General features: G+C 29.4%; 16 protein-coding genes. 2 read left to right on the top strand and 14 right to left on the bottom strand.

Going from position 1 to position 17,969, the window contains the following annotated elements:
* Positions 1 to 74: 74 nt before the first annotated feature.
* The 3 genes from JAO71_RS13935 to JAO71_RS13925 all read right to left on the bottom strand — a co-directional run bounded on the left by JAO71_RS13935 (position 75) and on the right by JAO71_RS13925 (position 5,575).
* Positions 75 to 1,370 (bottom strand): amidohydrolase family protein, encoded by a 1,296-nt coding sequence (locus JAO71_RS13935; RefSeq protein ID WP_203001417.1) that lies wholly within the window; start codon positions 1,368 to 1,370, stop codon positions 75 to 77.
* Positions 1,371 to 1,431: 61 nt separating this feature from the next.
* A complete protein-coding gene (locus tag JAO71_RS13930; protein WP_203001415.1) occupies positions 1,432 to 4,422 on the bottom strand; it encodes an amidohydrolase family protein in 2,991 nt (996 codons plus the stop codon).
* 85 nt (positions 4,423 to 4,507) lie between these two features.
* Positions 4,508 to 5,575: a DUF3810 domain-containing protein gene (locus tag JAO71_RS13925; protein WP_203001413.1), complete on the bottom strand. Its 1,068-nt coding sequence runs from the start codon at positions 5,573 to 5,575 to the stop codon at positions 4,508 to 4,510.
* A gap of 320 nt (positions 5,576 to 5,895) precedes the next feature.
* Between JAO71_RS13925 and JAO71_RS13920 the strand changes: the two genes are divergently transcribed.
* Entirely contained in the window at positions 5,896 to 7,047 is a 1,152-nt protein-coding gene (locus JAO71_RS13920; protein ID WP_203001411.1) for an AbiH family protein, read from the top strand.
* A gap of 255 nt (positions 7,048 to 7,302) precedes the next feature.
* On the opposite strand, the gene JAO71_RS13915 is transcribed toward JAO71_RS13920, so the two are convergent.
* The 4 genes from JAO71_RS13915 to JAO71_RS13900 are packed head-to-tail and all read right to left on the bottom strand — an operon-like array spanning position 7,303 to position 9,227.
* On the bottom strand, positions 7,303 to 7,974 hold the full coding sequence (locus JAO71_RS13915) for a DUF7738 domain-containing protein (protein WP_203001409.1): 672 nt from the start codon (positions 7,972 to 7,974) through the stop codon (positions 7,303 to 7,305).
* Positions 7,975 to 8,011: 37 nt separating this feature from the next.
* A complete protein-coding gene (locus JAO71_RS13910) occupies positions 8,012 to 8,695 on the bottom strand; it encodes a DUF7738 domain-containing protein (protein WP_203001407.1) in 684 nt (227 codons plus the stop codon).
* A 2-nt stretch (positions 8,696 to 8,697) separates the two neighbouring features.
* Positions 8,698 to 9,054: a LysM peptidoglycan-binding domain-containing protein gene (locus JAO71_RS13905; RefSeq protein ID WP_203001405.1), complete on the bottom strand. Its 357-nt coding sequence runs from the start codon at positions 9,052 to 9,054 to the stop codon at positions 8,698 to 8,700.
* Between the two features lie 26 nt (positions 9,055 to 9,080).
* Positions 9,081 to 9,227, bottom strand: a complete 147-nt coding sequence (locus JAO71_RS13900; protein ID WP_203001403.1) for a PAAR domain-containing protein — start codon at positions 9,225 to 9,227, stop codon at positions 9,081 to 9,083.
* Positions 9,228 to 9,570: 343 nt separating this feature from the next.
* Between JAO71_RS13900 and JAO71_RS13895 the strand changes: the two genes are divergently transcribed.
* Positions 9,571 to 11,031 carry an aminoacyl-histidine dipeptidase gene (locus tag JAO71_RS13895; RefSeq protein WP_054851593.1) on the top strand — a complete coding sequence of 487 codons (1,461 nt, stop codon included), beginning with the start codon at positions 9,571 to 9,573 and terminating at the stop codon, positions 11,029 to 11,031.
* Positions 11,032 to 11,152: 121 nt separating this feature from the next.
* On the opposite strand, the gene JAO71_RS13890 is transcribed toward JAO71_RS13895, so the two are convergent.
* From JAO71_RS13890 to JAO71_RS13860, 7 genes are all read right to left on the bottom strand, one after another.
* Positions 11,153 to 12,967: a S41 family peptidase gene (locus JAO71_RS13890; RefSeq protein ID WP_203001402.1), complete on the bottom strand. Its 1,815-nt coding sequence runs from the start codon at positions 12,965 to 12,967 to the stop codon at positions 11,153 to 11,155.
* A 63-nt stretch (positions 12,968 to 13,030) separates the two neighbouring features.
* The gene (locus JAO71_RS13885) at positions 13,031 to 13,840 is read right to left on the bottom strand and encodes an AraC family transcriptional regulator (RefSeq protein ID WP_203001401.1); all 810 of its coding nucleotides are present in this window, start codon (positions 13,838 to 13,840) and stop codon (positions 13,031 to 13,033) included.
* Between the two features lie 852 nt (positions 13,841 to 14,692).
* Complete coding sequence (locus tag JAO71_RS13880; protein WP_162874855.1) at positions 14,693 to 14,845, bottom strand: hypothetical protein; 153 nt, start codon at positions 14,843 to 14,845, stop codon at positions 14,693 to 14,695.
* A 27-nt stretch (positions 14,846 to 14,872) separates the two neighbouring features.
* Entirely contained in the window at positions 14,873 to 15,250 is a 378-nt protein-coding gene (locus JAO71_RS13875; RefSeq protein ID WP_203001400.1) for a hypothetical protein, read from the bottom strand.
* A gap of 199 nt (positions 15,251 to 15,449) precedes the next feature.
* Positions 15,450 to 15,866: a hypothetical protein gene (locus tag JAO71_RS13870; RefSeq protein WP_116823266.1), complete on the bottom strand. Its 417-nt coding sequence runs from the start codon at positions 15,864 to 15,866 to the stop codon at positions 15,450 to 15,452.
* A gap of 199 nt (positions 15,867 to 16,065) precedes the next feature.
* Positions 16,066 to 16,581, bottom strand: coding sequence for a hypothetical protein (locus tag JAO71_RS13865; RefSeq protein ID WP_116823265.1), 516 nt, complete (start codon positions 16,579 to 16,581; stop codon positions 16,066 to 16,068).
* A gap of 143 nt (positions 16,582 to 16,724) precedes the next feature.
* The gene (locus JAO71_RS13860) at positions 16,725 to 17,801 is read right to left on the bottom strand and encodes a DUF5050 domain-containing protein (RefSeq protein WP_203001399.1); all 1,077 of its coding nucleotides are present in this window, start codon (positions 17,799 to 17,801) and stop codon (positions 16,725 to 16,727) included.
* Positions 17,802 to 17,969: the final 168 nt, after the last annotated feature.

The raw sequence follows: 17,969 nt of genomic DNA, 5'->3' as shown, positions 1-17,969 counted from the left end.
AGGCGACCCAATGGGTCGCCTTTTTTTTTAACTATGAATTAGTTATGTCAATTAATACAATTGAAATAGCTATTTTATTGCTTCTTGTACTTGTTAGAGTAACGTTTGTATAATTCTGTTTGATGCGTTTCTAAACTTACATCACGACCTTGTATAAACGCTTTGTCAAGTTTGTTGGTTCTCATATCTAAAGCATCACCTTCACTTATAAAAAGGGTTGCATCTTTACCAACTTCTAATGATCCAACACTATCATCAACACCTAAAATTTTGGCAGTATTTAATGTAATTAAACTTAATGCTTGCGCTTTGGTTAAACCATGTGCAACAGTTGTACCAGCTAAAAATGGTAAGTTTCTAGTATTCATACGTTCCATGTCTCCAGCGTTTTCTAGACCAACTAAAACACCACTATTTACTAATTGTGTTGCTAGTTTATAAGGTAAATCATAATCATGATCATCTCCATTAGGTCTAGAGTGTACACGTTGTAATAATACAGGCACATTGTGTTGTTTTAATAAATCACTAACATTATTAGCTTCATATCCACCAACTATTACAAGGTATTTTACGTTTTGCGTTTTAGCAAAATTAACAGCGTCTGTAATTCCTTTTTCATAATCTACATGTACAAATAGTTTTTTACTACCATCAATTAAACCATGTAAAGCTTCAAAAGGTAAGTCTTTAGGACTGGTTTTGTTGGCATTGTATGCTTTACTTTGTGCAAAGTAATTGGATAGTTCTTCAACTTCTTTTGAGTAGTTTTTGTTTTCTTTTAAAACATTAGGTTCTCCTAACCACCAACGACCTCTAGAGTAATTTCTTGGCCAATTTAAATGTATTGCATCGTCTTCTTTAATAACAGCATCTTCCCAGTTCCAAGCATCTAGTTGTACAACACTTGACGTACCAGAAATGCGTCCACCTCTAGGAGTAATTTGTGCCATCAAGACTCCGTTTGGTCTCATAGATTCAACTATTTTTGACTCTGTATTATAAGCAATTAAGCTTCGTATGTGTGGATTCATTGCACCAACTTCGTCCTCGTCATCACTTGCTCTAACAGCATCGACTTCTACCAAACCTAATGTCGAGTTTGGTGCAATAAAACCAGGATATACATGTTTACCTGATGCAGTGATCACATTACCTTTTCTTGCAATTTTTGTATTGGCACTTCCAACAAAGGTTAGTTTTCCGTTTTCAAATATTATTAATGAATTTTCAATAACTTGACCATTACCTATGTGTGCTGTTGCACCTTCAATTGTAATGGCTTGAGATTGTTTGTCTCCTGGTGTTTGCTGGGCAAAACTAATTACCGAAATCAACAACGCAAGGATTAATATATTAAGTTTTCTCATGATTTATTATCGTTTTTATTTCCGCTTAAAGCGAAAATTTATGAGTGTGTTTTTCTGTTTACTAATGGATGTGTTGGTGATCAATAGAGTCACAATGCAGTAATTCTTTCTCCTTCTTTTCAATTGGTTTTGTTTTTAAACCTTTGTTTTTAGCATCAAGCATTAACATTGTTAATTCGTTTTTCTCTTTTTTGATAGCCTCTCTAAGTTCTGCATCACGTTTTAAATCAAAATAAACAGCACCTTCAATGATTGTTTTTTCCGCTTTAGCGTAAATAGATAAAGGGTTATCGGTCCACAACACTACATCTGCATCTTTACCAACTTTAATACTACCAACACGATTGTCAATATGTAATAGTTTTGCAGGATTTAATGTGACAAACTTCCAAGCATCTTCTTCACTAATGTCACCATATTTTACAGATTTTGCAGCTTCTTGATTTAGACGTCTTGACATCTCTGCATCATCACTATTAATGGCTACTAAAACACCTGCATTATGCATGATTGGTGCATTAAAAGGGATAGCATCATTAACTTCATATTTGTAAGCCCACCAGTCAGAAAATGTAGAGCCTCCAGCACCATGTTGTACCATTTTGTCTGCGACTTTATAACCTTCTAAAATATGTGTAAAGGTGTTGACGTTAAATCCAAATGCTTCACACACCTTCATTAACATATTAATTTCGCTTTGTACGTAAGAGTGACAAGAAATAAAACGTTCTTTGTTTAAAATCTCTGCAATAGTTTCAAGTTCTAAATCTTTACGGTAAGGTTTACCGCTTTTTTTAAGTGCGTCATATTCTTTTGCACGCTGGAAGTAGTCTGTAAAAACTTGTTCTACACCCATTCTGGTTTGCGGAAAACGTGTTTTAGCATTGTCTCCCCAATTTGATTGTTTTACATTTTCTCCTAAAGCAAATTTTATAAATTTAGGACTGTTTGTGTACACTAAGTTATCGGCTTTTTCTCCCCATTTTAATTTAATAATTGCTGAGCGTCCACCAATTGGATTAGCAGATCCATGTAAAATCTGAATACTTGTTACACCTCCAGCAAGGTTACGGTAAATGTCTACATCTTCTGCATCAATAACATCTTCAATAGTAACCTCTGCAGTACTGTTGTGTCCAGCTTCGTTTACACTTTCTGTAGCAATATGCGAATGCTCATCAATAATTCCAGCTGTTAAGTGTTTACCTGTTCCGTCAATAACAGTTGCATTACTAGCACTTAGATTTATACCTATTTTAGCAATTTTTCCGTTTTTAATTAAAACATCAGTATTTTTTATAATGCCATCCTTTTCATTGGTCCAAACCGTTACATTTTTAAACAATAACGTTTCTTGTTTAGGAAGGTTTTCTGTACCATAAGCCATGTTAGGGTAGGTAACAGGATATATTTTTGGTGCGTCTGTTTTCTTATTCTTTTTATCTTTTTTACTACCTTTTTTATCTTCTTTGTTTTGTTTGGTAGCAAAAAAGGTTGTTTCGTTTCCGTTTGGATAATAGACTTTACCATTTAAAGTGTTGGTATTAGTAACGTGACTTACAACTCTAAAAAACTCTTTTTTTGTTGTGTCCTGTGTTGCAAATGTTAGTTGCATCCAGTTTTTATCAAAACTAATTTTTCCGTCGTACGCTTTAGTTTCGGTTTTAACCTTAGATTTAAGTTTTTCAATATCACCAGTAATTTCTAATTGGTAGTCTGTATTGTCTAAATTAAAAGTATAATTACCACGTAAATCTGTGGTATTCATGTCTGTTAGTTGGTCTTTAATACCTGTAATCCAGTTTTCATAAATAGTAGTTTCTTTATCAAAAATATCTCCTGAGGTAATTAAAAAGTTAGCATAAGCACCAGATTTAAGATGTCCTAATTCTTTAGATTTTCCTATTATACTTGCAGGAACAGAAGTTAATGCTTGTAATGCAGTAGTTTTATCTAAACCATATTTTATAGCTTTTAATAGATTAGGCATTAATTGTTTTGCGTCTTTTAACTTATGAGTTGTTAAAGCAAATGTGATATTGTTTTCTGCTAAAATTTTAGGATTAGCAGGACTTTGGTTCCATGCTTTTAAATCTTCCAAACTAACAGATTGTGCTAATAATGGATCTTCCATATCATAAGCAACCGGAAAATTTATAGGAAGTACAAATTTTGCATTTGTATTTTTGATGTCTTTAATAAGTTCATACTCATCTCCACCACCAACAAATACATATTGTATACCAAATTGGTCGCCTAATTTGTCAAAACGTAATGCGTTGACTTTTTTTCCAGCATCAAAAAACTGAACCAGATTTTTGTTAGCTATATAAGCCTCTAAAGCTCTATCTTTTTCTTTAATATTACCTTTAGCATACCAATCGGCATCATGATTGACTTGACGTAATAAAGCCATAGTACCCATTAAAGACGTTGGGTAAGCTTGTCTTGAGGTTCTACTTTTTGAAGTACTAGAAAACTGTCCCACTTTTTGGTCAAGTAGTCTTGTAGCATCATTACCATTAGCAGCAAGAGTAACTAAAACTCCAGTCCCTTGGATAATACCATCATCAATATGTGAGGTTACAACACCAAAACCAGCTTTACGTAAAGCCTCTGCTTTTTTGCTGTCAAACTTAAAATGATCTACAGCGTTTTGGTCAGGTCTAATGTGGTCATTCCAATAATAACCTTCACGACCAGCATCATACTGAGGGTTTCTTCTGTTACCAGGAGTACTGCTTGGTTTTTTAACACCAAAATCAGAATAAATATCAATAAAAGAAGGGTAGATAGTTTTACCAGAAATATCAACAACAACAGTGTTTTTAGGGATAGTAACATTGTTTCCGCTAGAGACAACTTTACCGTCTTTTATTAATAACGTTCCGTTTTCAATAACTTGATTTGCAGTAACATAAATTTTAGCATTTGTAAATGCAGTGTAATTAGAAGTGTTAGTTTTAACACCATCATTTTTAGGTACATACTCCTGTGCAAAAGAAAAATAACCACACAGTAGTAGGCTTAATATTGCCCATTTTTTAATCATTGGTTGATAGTTTAAGGTTGTTTAAACCTTAAATATACGCAATAGCCAATATGCTAAACAAACGCTAAAAGCTATTTTAACGTTTCTATAAGGTTTTATTTTCTAAATAATTAACTAATAAAGCCACCACATAGCTATAACTATCCATTCCTTTAGATTGATTGTTAGCTTTTAGGTAAGTGGTATAGGTAGATCTAAAAAAAGGTTCTAACGGATTCATATACTTTAGCCAAAACTGTCTACTTTCCTGAAAGTTTTTTATAATCCCTTTATTTATATCAGCTAATAATATATCATACAAATCAGGATCACGTCTGTAGACTTCACCCAAACAATGTCTTAATCCAAAAGTGTAACCAGAATACTTATAATACATGTTTTGATTACTAATAGTCGCTAAAAAAGCGATAAAATTAGCTTCGTTTTCTTTTGCATAGCCTAATTGATGTGCTACTTCATGAGCAGAAGTCGTTGGGTATTTGTATACAGGAATAAGGTAATTAACCTGAGCTTCATGTGTTAAAGGATTAAAATAACCAGCAAAACCCATATAAGCTTGAGGATAACTAAATAGTGATTTTTTTAAACTCTTAGGATGATAAGCTAATTCTGGAAAATCATTTTTTAAAACATCGTAACTTGTTGGCGTTAACTCTAAAATTTCCGATCTAGTAAATGGTAACACCACTTTAATACTATCATTTTTAACAATATCTAAATGTAAAGCGTTTGATTTTTTAATAAGTTGTTTGGTAACCTCTATTAGTTGTTGTGTAGAGTAGTCGTCTTCAAGATCTAAAGTTTTATGTAAAGCAACTCTATGATAATTTAAACCCCAAAGTAACTGAAAAGCAATAAAAATAATACTAACAGTAGCACCTACATCCAATAACCAGTTGACAGTGTCTTTCCAGATGCGTTTAAAATTTAGAATTAACCAACGTATTGCATAAATAATAGAAAAACCTAAAAAAACATCACCAATACTAAAGGGTATCCATCCTAAGGTATATCTAAACAATTTAGCAATGTAAGGATAGATGCCTTTACTGTAAATAACTTCGACTGTTTCAGGATAATTAGTCGCTAATTTTACAACAATGTACATTGGTATTATTAGTAAGACAACCCAAAGTTTTTTGTTTTTAATCATAACTCAAAAATAATTAAAAATTAGGACCAATCACTTAGGTTTATTTAAAAGGTTTCTACCTGCTGTCCGTTATATCTTTTTTTGCAAAAAAGGATGCCACTACCATCAGGAGTAGCGACTAAGGTTGTTTTGTATTTGTAATGGTATGCTAATTAGTTTAAAGATTTGAAAATCAGATATTATTGAGCTGAATAGTAAAGCAGAATCAATTTATATTTATACATTTATTGATTATATGAATAATTACTATAGTCATTGTTTAGAGTTGTTTATAAGTATGACTTTAAGTACAAATAAAATTACAAAGAATAATTAGATTTATGAGAGAATCAAAATTAGAGTTTCAACCTAAAAAGAAAGTCGTTAATAAATTAGTATTAGTTGGTAATGGCTTTGATTTGTCATTGGGTTTAAAAACACGATATGAAGATTTTTTACTCTGGTATTTTAAGAGTTTTATAATTAAGAGTTTAAAGAAAAGAGGTAATTTGAGAAATAAAAAAGGAGACTTGTTGTTTAGTTTTAATGATGATGAATTATTTACTTTTTACAATAAAAGGAATTATTCGTTTGAAGATAAAAACATACTTTCATTTACTCATGACATGGATAGTTATCAAAAAATTAAAGATTACATTTTAAGTGGTCCTCACAAATTTAATTACGAATTTAAATCAAAATTATTAGAAAAAATTTTTAAAGATTCAATAGATAGTTGGGTTGATATTGAAAATGCATATTTTGAATTATTGAAAGATTGTTTAAAAGGGAAAACAAACATTAAAATATTAAACAAAGAGTTGAATCAATTAGAAAAACTACTTCATCAATATCTAAACCAGTTAGACTATACTAAATCGCTTGACTTTGAATTATCAAAAAAATATATTAATCAATTAACTTCAAATATAAGAGAAACTGATATAATTGATAAATTAAGGAAAGGGCAAAATATAAAAACTGATGTTATATTTTTCTTGAATTTTAATTATACTAAAACAGTAGACAATGTTATAAACGCATCTAAAATCAAAAACTTAAGGAGCTCTAAAAATATTATCGTAAACCATATCCACAATAGTTTAGAAGAAGAGTCTTTAGTTTTTGGGTATGGAGATGAAATGAATGAAGAATATAAAAAAATAGAAGAATTAAATGATAATGAATTTTTTAAAGGAATTAAGTCTTTTAAGTATGCGGAAAATGGAAGGTATAGAGACTTGTTAAGGTTTTTAAATTCAGAAGATTATCAAGTTGTAATTTATGGACATTCTTGTGGTTTATCAGATCGAGTAATGTTAAATGAAATTTTTGAACATGAAAATTGCAAGTCCATAAAAATCCATTATTATAATAAAAATGAATTTGTAAATAAGACAATGGATATTTCTAGACATTTTACAAATAATCAAATGATGAGAAAGAAAATTGTAGAATTTAATGAGGATGACATAATGCCACAATCCGTTTAATTTAGACAAACTATATGAACACATATCTAGAAAAAACGAAAAGAATTAACGCTTCTACTTACAGAAAAAAGTATTGTTTTATCTTAAAAATATAAACCTATTTATATTACTATTAGTCGTGTTGATGTTTCTAAGTTTTGCAATGTATATGGTTTTGAGTTTTATGGGTTAATTTAAAAATCATCACGAATAAGTACCAAAATCACAAAGTCATGAGCAAAGAAATTAAAGAAATTAAAGAAAATAGAGATTTAACTATTCACTAATTTCTGTGATATATATCATCTCAAAAGGATTCTTATTTTCAGGATTAGGTTTGTCTTTAAATGTTAAATGACCAGATCCTTTTCGAAGCCATGTGCCATCTGCATCTAAAAAATATCCCATTTTTTTATTGTTACAGTTATATTCAATTTCATAACCTTGATTAGAAATTGCAAAGTCATTGAGTTTAAATTCAGAATTAGCTATAAAATCCATAACAAACATATTCTTATCTAAAGGCATGCCCTCTATTAGAAAATAGTTGTTTATATGGTTTAGTTTATGTCTTAAACTTTCTTCGTAGCCTTTACTGACTTCAGTATTCATATATAAGTATATAATGTTTATGGTTGAAGAAGGTTTTACATTTTTGTCATTTCCAGCAAAAACAATCCCGATATCTTTAAATATTATAGCACCTAAATCAGTAGTTTCGTATTCACCAAATACATTATTAAGATCTTTAAGTGACATGCCTAATGAAAAAGGCTTTTCATTATATGTCATTTCACATCCATTAAAAGCTAGACGATGTTTTTGTTTGTTATATGATTCTAACATTTGAGAGACTTGAGGTGTGTTTTTTATTTTTATATTGTCTTTCTGTTCTTTACAGGATGTTTGAATAAAAAAACTTATAATAATAAAATAAAAGACTCTCATAATTATTTCAATAATTTGGGTAATTGTTGATATGATATTATTCACTGATTTCTGTGATATATATCAATTCGAAAGGTGTATTGTTTTCAGGATTAGGTTTGTCTTTTAATTTTAAATGACCAGTCCCTTTACTTAGCCATAAATTATCAGCTTTTAAGCGATAACCAATTTTTTTTCCATTGCAAGTGTAGTCTAATTCATAACCAGAATTAGATACACCGAAATCACCCAAATTAAATTTAGAATTAGATATAAAATCTTTAATCTTCATATTGTATATTACAGGCATACCTTCAAGCAAAAAATAATCTTTTTTATGATTTAACTCATGAGCTAAACTATGTTTGTATTTTTCGCTAACTTTCGTATTTAAGTATATGTATAGATATGTTGTTTCTTTATTTATATTTAATTTTTCACCTAACATTTCACTATTAATAGAGGCTGTAAAACCTGCATCTTTCCAAATAAAAAAACCTCTAGTAAATTCATCATATTCTCCAAAGACCTTAATAAGTTCTTTAACGGTCATACCTAAAGTAAAAGCTTTTTCATTATACGTCATTTCACATCCATTAATAGCAATACGATGCTCTTGTTTGTTATATGATTCTAACATTTGAGTGACTTCAGGAGTGTTTTTTGCTTTCATATTGTCTTTTTGTCCTTTACAGGATGTTAGAATAAAACAGCTTAAAATAATAGAATAAAATACTCTCATAATTATTTTATAGGGTTAGGTAATTTAATTATTGTTCCCGTAAAGATAGTTTCTTCATCTGTAATCATGGGATTTAATCTTTTTATTGTTGAAATAGTCGTATTTGCTTTTTTTGCAATTATTTCTAATTGATCACCATTTTTAATGGTGTAGTTGTAGGTTTGTTTTATACAACTGGTCGGTTTTGCAAATTTTTTGTCCCATTTTTCTTGTATTGCTTTAACTCTTGCAGTTTGAATTCGACTTTTTGAAATTGCTGATTTTATACCTCTTTTTACTGCAGTGGCATCCTTTTCAGCAGCAGTTTTACTTTCGAATAAAGCAGCTATATTTTCAATAATATCAGCGTTTACAAGCATTGCATCAATTTTATGTAAAGCTTCATCTATGTGTTCGATGGCATGAAATGTTCTGTCAATCCTGAACAGGCAGACATATCTCCCATTCGGGCTGCGAGTTTTCCATTGATAATAACATTTGGAGATCCATTTAATATGGGACCTCCTACATGAGGTGTAGTGCCACTGCACATCGGACATTGGTGATTACTCCCTATAGTTGCAGCTGGATTTCCTGATATAAGTGCTTGGTTGGTTTAAAAAAAAACAAAAAAATGATATTGTTTGACTGATTAGCTCTTATAATGTTTTCTTCTAAAAACAGCATATTAGGTTTGGATAAAGTTTTTAGCTATAAACTTCTAAACACATCCTCTAAATCACAATTATAATCTCCATCTATACTAAGTTTTTCGTCAGAGCGTCCATAACGTATATACCAGATATTTGAGTCAATACCAATATTATTTCTAAGCTGAAAAGGTTTCTAAATACCTCTGCAATTTGTATTTTTGTACTTCAATAAAAACAACACAAATGAGTCAAGACGTTAGGGCTTTAGAGCCAAAAGCATTATGGAATAAATTCGCAGATTTAAACGCAGTACCAAGACCTTCAAAAAAGGAAGAGCGCGTTATTAAATTTATGAAAGACTTTGGGACTAATTTAGGTTTAGAAGTTATAGAAGATGAGGTAGGAAACGTCATCATTAAAAAGCCAGCAACTGCAGGTATGGAAGATCGTGTGACTATTGTAATGCAATCGCATTTAGATATGGTACACCAAAAAAATGCAGATACCGATTTTGATTTTGACACACAAGGCATCCAAATGGTTGTTGAAGGTGACTGGGTAAAAGCAAAAGGAACAACGCTTGGTGCAGATAACGGATTAGGTGTTGCAACAATAATGGCACTTTTAGAAAGTACAGACATACCACATCCAGCTATTGAAGCTTTATTTACTATTGATGAAGAAACTGGTATGACAGGTGCAATGGGATTAAAAGGTGGTTTGTTAACTGGCGGAATCTTATTAAACTTGGATACAGAAGAAGATGACGAGATTGGTGTTGGTTGCGCAGGAGGTATTGACGTAACTGCAACAAGAACTTATGAGCAAGAAGAAACACCTGAATTTAAAATAGGTTTTGAAGTAAAAGTAAAAGGCTTACAAGGAGGTCATTCTGGTATGCAAATTCACGAAGGCTTAGGTAATGCTAATAAAATAATGAACCGTTTATTATTTGATGGTTTTGAAAATTTTGGTTTACGTATCTCTGAGATTGATGGAGGAAGCTTACGTAATGCTATACCAAGAGAGAGTAGAGCAGTAGTTGCTATTGATGCAGTACATGAAGCAGCTTTTGTAAATGATATGCAACTATTAGCAGATAGTATTAAAACCGAACTTAAAACCATGGAACCTGATTTGGTTGTTGAGGTATTAAAAACTGAAACTCCAGAGTTTATCATGGATCTTGGTGTACAAGAAGGATTAACACGTGCAATTTATGCTGCATTAAATGGCGTGTATCGTATGAGTGCAGATATTCCTGAATTGGTAGAGACTTCTAATAATATTGCACGCGTAATTGTTAAAGATGGACATGTAAAAATAGGATGTTTAACGCGTAGCTCTGTAGAAAGTAGTAAAATGGATTTAGCAAATACATTACGTGCAGCATTTGAGCTTACAGGTTGTGAGGTTGAGCTTTCTGGAGATTATCCAGGTTGGACACCAAATATGGATAGTTCTATATTAAAAGTGTTAGATAATTTATATCAAAAACTAAACGGAGAAAAAGCACATATTGCTGCCTGTCACGCAGGATTAGAATGTGGTATTTTAGGACAAAATTATCCAGATATGGAAATGATTAGTTTTGGGCCAAACATTAAAGGCGCACACAGTCCTGATGAGCGTGCACAAATATCGTCTGCTCAAAAATACTGGAAGTTTGTTTTAGAGATATTAAAAGAGATACCAAAAAAGTAATCTTTTTAAGTCCTGTTACATAACATAAAAAAGCACAATCTTAGGATTGTGCTTTTTTTATTTAACTTTTATTATAAAACAGTAACTACCCTAAGATAATATATATTGTTAGGCAACGTTTTTATTTTTGTGTTTTCTTTTTTACAAAATCAAAAGCAAAGTTTAACTGTGTGTCTTTATTCTCCATAAAATCTTCGTGATTTTGCACTATTTCAATATCAGGCATAACACCATTTCCAAATTTTTCTTCTGCTATCTTAATGACATCTTGCTCTAAATTTACCACAGAAAAACTTAATTCAAGTTTAGAGTTTGGCAATATATATAACACTGGGAAATGTCCAGTATGCCCATAATATGCTCCTCCAGTTTCCTCTCCAATAATAGTAGCCCTTTTATCACTTTTAATATGTGCTGCAAAGTGAGAAGCAGCAGAAGCAACAAATGGATCTATTAGTAAAATAAAATGTTTCTTATAGTTGTTTTTATTTGGTTTCCAAAGCGGATTGAATTTACTATTTTGGTAATATTTTCCATTTTTAAAGTCATCAACATAGTCATTTAAAATTTTTTCATTGTTTTGAACTGATCCTATATAAAACTCAGGAAAAGGTATTTTGTTAAACAAAGTGTATGCACCTATGTTTTCTTTTACACTTCTATTACTTAAATAACTAGTAAGTAACATAAGGGCATCACCACTGCCTCCTCCATTTCCACGAATATCTACAATTAAGTTTTTTTTGTCTTTTAGGGAGATAAAAACAGAGTCTAGAAATGATTCGTACTTTTTAAAACTTTCATTCCCTTTTTCTCCTAGATCAAAAGATTTGATAGATAATACTCCAACGTGTAAACTGTCAATATATCGATATTGATAAGCATCATTTACTTTTGTGTCATATACTTTAGAGTGTCTTTTATTATAATTTTTCAAGTAATTATTAAAATTGATACTTTTTAAGACTACAGATGTAGTTTCGGTATTATATTTATAGATTATATTAAATTCATTTTTTTCACCATAAGCATGATAAATGTATAAAGGCGCCCAATTGGTTTGAATAAAATTATATTTGGAGGTTTGATTTATACCATCTGTACTTCTATATTTAGAAATCTGATTTGAAAAATCTGTTGCTTTTATTCCATTTACACTTAAAATTTCTGCTCCAGCAGGAATGTTATTATAATTAATATTTGAATATAGTTTTCCGTCGATGTATTTTATAGGAATAGGAAAAAAAATATCCTTTCTATACAATAGTGTTTTTAAATATTTGGGAAGCCTTAAATTATTATGACAACTTCCAGTATAGTCTATTACATTCCATACTAAATTGTAAAATTCTTGATATGTAGTTTTATTATTTATCTTGTTTTTGTTAACAGAAAATACACTATCTACTTCTTGTTTTGAATAGTATCTATATAGTCCAGAGTTTGCTTTTTCAAAAATAGCTTTGAAAGTGTTAAAATCTTTTAAATAATCTGATTTGTCTAAAGTGATTTTAGTGTCTTTAGAAACTTCAGATACAGCTAAAGTGTACTTTCCTTTTAAAGTATTTTTATTTTCGTTAAGTGGTTTAATTAAAAGTTTGTATTCATCTTGATTTTCACAATAAAAATAAAATTGTTCAGATCCATAAGAGCCATTTGGACTATCTTTTTCTTGTAAAATTTCATTTTTACTATTCATTAAGTAAACGACTACATCTATTCCTTTTTGATATATTGTAAAAGAGTAAAATTTATCTTTTATTAATTTTAAATCATGGGTGATTGAGTCTTTATTTGAAATATTAAATTCCTGACTAGGTGCATCAATAGATATTATATTGTTATTGTTTTTACAGGAACAAAACAAAAGTATAAGTGAAGTAATAAGTAGTGGTATTTTATACTTGTAAGACTTGTAGTTATTTGCTTTTTTCATTTGAAAATTATTTTTTTCAAATCTAAATTTATTATTTGATAAGCATTTGTATAATCTTGGTCGTTATGCTTTTTTTGAGATACTTTCCTTATACTTTTTAGGAGAAATACCAATAAACCGTTTAAAAGTTTTAGAGAAATGTGCTAAGTCTGTAAAATTATACAGATATGCAATTTCGGTTAGTTCTAAATTTGTATGAATTAATTTTTTGCTTGAAAAAACTTTTCTCATTAAAATATAATTCATAGGTGTCATACCAGTAGTTAGTTTAAATTTTTTACTAAAACCAAACTTATTTATGTTTGCTTGTGATGATAGTTGATTTAAGCAAAATTTATCTTGAATGTTAGCTTCAATATATTGGTTAATTTGTTTAAAATTATCAAAATTTAATCCTAAATATTCTTGTTCATTTTCTATAGTACAGAATTTTAAGGAATTTATGAATTTGGATAAATGAATTTCAATAAGTTTGTTATTTTTTTTCTGCAAGGCACTTTTTAATGACAAAAATAAATGTTTCACTTTTTTGCTTTTAATACTCTGTTCTGTAAACTTGATGTTTTTACCTTTCATTATAAACTTTAGCACTTCTTTTGGAACATAAATTGTGTCAAACTTTATATGAGATACATTATCTATTATTGGATTTGAATGTATTTGATAAGGATTAACAATTGATAGACTTCCAGCTTCACTAAAAACACTTTGATTTTTAAAATCTATTTGATTAACTCCTTTGTAAACAAGAGAAAAACAAAAAGTCTCGTGATAATGCTTTGGGAATTCAGTTGTTTGGTTTTCTATAGTGATACTTTCTATAGTATCGAAAATCATTTCTTTTTTTGATTGTTCTTTAATCTTATTCAACATGTAATGAAAATGATTATGTTTTAATAAATTATTAGAAATTAAATGAAGTTAATTGAAAAAAGTAATACAGTCATATTGTTTGTTAATTTGAAGTTTGAATAATTAAAAATGATTTAGAAAAGTACAATTTTTAATGTTGAATTTAAATATTTGTAAAAAAATAAAAGTTTTTTGTTTAAAATTAGATGCTACAAAAAGCACAGTTTTAAGTTTATGCTTTTTTTGTTATACTCTATCTGGATAGTGGGTTGTTTATTGTTTGTTAGATGATTTAAGCATTACAGTTAGTTCTTGCTAACCTAATATACCATTTGATGGTATATTAAGACTAGGCTATTACCGATTAAATTAGATATATGCCTCTTAACGTTATATACTTTAATTGTGACTTTGTTTATTAAGATTACATCTTACCGCCTACTTTTATTTATGCTATAAGTATACTATAACTACGCTATAACCATGTTATAACCACGCTATAACCTGTATTAAAACATTTGTTATACCTCTGTTTTACATGTGTTTATACTGGATGTGATGTTGTGTCAAAACAGACGGAAATTATTCCTTTTTCTAGGAGTTTTAAACGGTATTAAATTTAATTGTCTGAATGAAAGTCTATTGCTTGTAAATACAACAAGTCTTCCAAAGCAATTTACAATCGGTTAATAGTCACAAGAAAGTACAAAAAGGGATCATAGCATCTGTAATACGCTATTAAAAGGGTTTTTACTATTGCAAAATTAGGTTTAAGTTATGATACTAATTACAGAAGTGTTTTATTGAAAAATTAATAAGATTTTACTTGTTTTTTTACGACAGTACTTTGTTCTGGTGTCGTTTTTTTTACTTTTAATAGTCAAATTTATAAGAGTTTGTTGTTTTTATTTTTGTCCAATTTTTAAATTCGATATTCACATTTACTTCTCGAGTTCCGTGAATTTTTTCTTTAAACTCAAAGTTTTCTTGATATGAAATTCCATATTTATTTAGGACTTCATCCATTTTATTCTTTTCCAGTTCCGCTTTTTTTTATTCTCTTCTATATTTATTCAGTTTAGAATAAGCAGCTGCCAGAAATGAAAATCCAGCTCCAATCATTCCAATTTTCACGTACCATATATACAAGCTAAATATTTTCCAGTCAGATAAAAAGGACCCAAGAAGTATTAAAAGAAAACCAATAAATATTGTGCCATAGAAAGTCAGATGTGTTGACTTTTGGTTTCTGCGTATTATTTCCAATTCGAGATTAGCAATTTCTATTTTTTCTTGAAATTTTTTATCAAGTATAATTTTTGAGCAAGTATTATTAAAATCAGGTTTTTTATTGGTCAAATTACAAGTCAATCCTTTTTCAAGACTCGTTATTTGGTTTTCGCATAAATCACAATGTCGTGAAAAATTCATTAAAATTTCAGTTCGGTTTAAGTCAGTTTTTGATTCCAGCGTTCGTTTTGGTAAATGTACCACAACGAGTTTGTGTATGATTAGTTGTGTGGTTAAGCAACTAAGTAAGCAAACTAATCACAAATAGAAAATTTCAGCGGAATTTTCGTAAGCAGTCTAGAACCAAGCAATTAATCATACACGGTGTTGGAAGTAGTTTTTATCTTTTAAGTTCTCTTATAAATCCATCTGCGGCCAATCCGTCATCTATTTTTAAATTATTTTCCGTTAAAATTAAAACTCCTCTTTCATTATTATCAATATAGAGTGTTTCAGTTTCTCCACTTTGTATAATTTCAATATCATATGTACCGCTTTCAAGTCCAGCATAAATATACTCAGGGCCTGTTGTTACTAAATTATTCTCGACAGTCAAAGTATTATTGTTCAAGTTAAAATCCCATTTAACTTCACCCTGATTATAATCAATATTTATTCCCTGTAATCCGCCCCAAACTTTGCTCAAATTCCAAATTCCGTTTAATGTTTCTGGTTGAGTTGAATCATCGTCATTGTTACAGCTTGTCAAAAAGACTAAACTCAAAACCATTAATAGACTTAATTTTCCAATTTTCATATTTTCCGTTTTTAGATTATACTTTATAGATGTGAAAATTCCGAAATGGTTGCGTCAAATTACTGCCAAAGTGTTTGTATAAGATTAGTTGCGTTGTTTTAGCACCAAATTTAGCAAATAAATCACAGATAGAAAGTCCGCGAGGACTTTCTTAAGTAGGCTAGAACTAACAATAAAATATACACAGTGTTGGCAATAGTTATTTTTTTATTCCGTTTTCAAATTCTTTCAGCGATATTTTATTTTTCTTTTTTGTGTATTCTCCGTGAGCAATTCCATTTTCAAAATCAACAGTCAGATAATCAGTCCAACAAGCGAAAAAATCATAATCTCCCTTATTTCCTTCATCAGAGCTGTTTTTAATTTGTAAAGGTGAGATTAAGTAATATTTTCCAACCTCAAAATTCGAGATATATGGTCTACATAAAATTCCGTTGTCGCCCCAAATTTTAATTTGCTTTTTTGATTCAGTTCCTTTGTGTTTTTTAATTATTTCAACTGTCATTGAAAAAGGCATTTTTTTATCATATCCGTCAATTTTATAATCTAGAAAATCAGAATATTCAATAACTTTTACAAGAGCAACTAATTCATTCCGATTCGAAATGACACTAAATGAACAATCTCCATTGCAATCACAGTCGCAAGCAAATGAGTTGAAAGAAATCAACATCATTATCAGAACTAATATTTTCTTTAGATACGGTTTTTTCATAATTATTGCCAACGTTGTTGTATAAGAATAGTGACGAATTTTAAGCTTTAACTTTTTGGTTAAACACAGACCTTTTTTATATTAACTTACTTTCGTTTTAGCTATTAAACCGCTATTATTTTTATACACTGTTGGCAAATCGTTTATTTTTTTAAAAATTTAAAAGTACTACCATTTTCTAATTTTAAAATCCATAAGCCAGATGATATATTTCTAATATTAATTTCTTCTTTTGGAAATATCATACCTTTTATTACCTCTCTACCTGACAAATCATAAATGATATATTTTTCGGATGTTTTTAAGTTATTTATTTTTATAAAATTTATTCCTGTAGTTTCTAATGTAATTTCATTATTATTTTCATATTCTTCAGTTGACAAAAGATATCCTAAATTAGATTCATAAATAGATTGACCTGTTCCATTTTGTTTTATGTAATAGATATAACCTCCTTCCACAACAATACTACTAGCTATAAAATTGGTGGACAAAACAATAGGTGGGGCATTGGTAAGTAAGTTTATTCTCAATAATGAATAATTATTATTTATTAAATCACAATAATATAGATAGTTTTCACTTATGCTAAAGGTTCCATTAATTGAAAAAGAAATAACATCTTCAATTTGAGGCATCGTGCTATTAATGTCAATTTTAGAAATTTTATTAGTTGATTTATTCAAGAAAAAAAGCTCATCTCCATAAAACGTTAATAACTCAATTTCACTCACGGTATTATTTAAGACTAATTCTTTATCATTTAAGTTGGCATCTGTATAGTTGGTTTTGTAAAAGTTATTATCTGCATCTATGAAGAATATGTAATCGTTATGTTGTCTCATCCAACGTGCTTTAGATAATAAACAAACATCACTAATGCTACCTGATACTCGATTTTTCTTCACTATTTTATCATATGCAAGCTGAGAAATAAAAATATAATCATTATTTACATCATATATACCTGAAGTTCCATAATTATCATTTTGCGCTATAATCATAGATGTTGGATTCTGTTCTGTAACATCTAGACCAATAATATCAATGTAAGTATCTGTATCGTTAAAATGATGAAATAATATAGATTGGTTAATTCTTAAGTTGTAAGCATAAACTCCACCAGCACCGCCAAAATGATTTATTAATAATCTAGGATTATCTTGTGCTTTGATTTGAAATACCCAAAGGGTTAAAATTAAAAAAATAGATTTTCTCATAATTTATTATCTTTATTAAGTCTTGAGTGTATTATACTGATATAGGTTGACTCTTTTTAGTTAATATTTAGACGTTCAAAAGTTTTTTTTTAGCCGTTTAGAATGCAAAAAAAAGTTTGAACTAGGTTTGTTCTTAAATTGTAAGTTCAGGTAAATTTACATTATTTT

It is taken from the genome of Olleya sediminilitoris (assembly GCF_016785945.1).
Taxonomy (GTDB): domain Bacteria; phylum Bacteroidota; class Bacteroidia; order Flavobacteriales; family Flavobacteriaceae; genus Olleya; species Olleya sediminilitoris.
The sequence above is the reverse complement of the archived record's forward strand: the minus strand, read 5'-3'. Positions and strand labels throughout refer to the sequence as shown.

Coding starts and splice junctions, on each gene's coding strand:
- JAO71_RS13935 (WP_203001417.1), bottom strand. CDS start 1,370: ATGAGAAAACTTAATATATTAATCCTTGCGTTGTTGATTTCGGTAATT.
- JAO71_RS13930 (WP_203001415.1), bottom strand. CDS start 4,422: ATGATTAAAAAATGGGCAATATTAAGCCTACTACTGTGTGGTTATTTT.
- JAO71_RS13925 (WP_203001413.1), bottom strand. CDS start 5,575: ATGATTAAAAACAAAAAACTTTGGGTTGTCTTACTAATAATACCAATG.
- JAO71_RS13920 (WP_203001411.1), top strand. CDS start 5,896: ATGAGAGAATCAAAATTAGAGTTTCAACCTAAAAAGAAAGTCGTTAAT.
- JAO71_RS13915 (WP_203001409.1), bottom strand. CDS start 7,974: ATGAGAGTCTTTTATTTTATTATTATAAGTTTTTTTATTCAAACATCC.
- JAO71_RS13910 (WP_203001407.1), bottom strand. CDS start 8,695: ATGAGAGTATTTTATTCTATTATTTTAAGCTGTTTTATTCTAACATCC.
- JAO71_RS13905 (WP_203001405.1), bottom strand. CDS start 9,054: ATGCTTGTAAACGCTGATATTATTGAAAATATAGCTGCTTTATTCGAA.
- JAO71_RS13900 (WP_203001403.1), bottom strand. CDS start 9,227: ATGTGCAGTGGCACTACACCTCATGTAGGAGGTCCCATATTAAATGGA.
- JAO71_RS13895 (WP_054851593.1), top strand. CDS start 9,571: ATGAGTCAAGACGTTAGGGCTTTAGAGCCAAAAGCATTATGGAATAAA.
- JAO71_RS13890 (WP_203001402.1), bottom strand. CDS start 12,967: ATGAAAAAAGCAAATAACTACAAGTCTTACAAGTATAAAATACCACTA.
- JAO71_RS13885 (WP_203001401.1), bottom strand. CDS start 13,840: ATGTTGAATAAGATTAAAGAACAATCAAAAAAAGAAATGATTTTCGAT.
- JAO71_RS13880 (WP_162874855.1), bottom strand. CDS start 14,845: ATGGATGAAGTCCTAAATAAATATGGAATTTCATATCAAGAAAACTTT.
- JAO71_RS13875 (WP_203001400.1), bottom strand. CDS start 15,250: ATGAATTTTTCACGACATTGTGATTTATGCGAAAACCAAATAACGAGT.
- JAO71_RS13870 (WP_116823266.1), bottom strand. CDS start 15,866: ATGAAAATTGGAAAATTAAGTCTATTAATGGTTTTGAGTTTAGTCTTT.
- JAO71_RS13865 (WP_116823265.1), bottom strand. CDS start 16,581: ATGAAAAAACCGTATCTAAAGAAAATATTAGTTCTGATAATGATGTTG.
- JAO71_RS13860 (WP_203001399.1), bottom strand. CDS start 17,801: ATGAGAAAATCTATTTTTTTAATTTTAACCCTTTGGGTATTTCAAATC.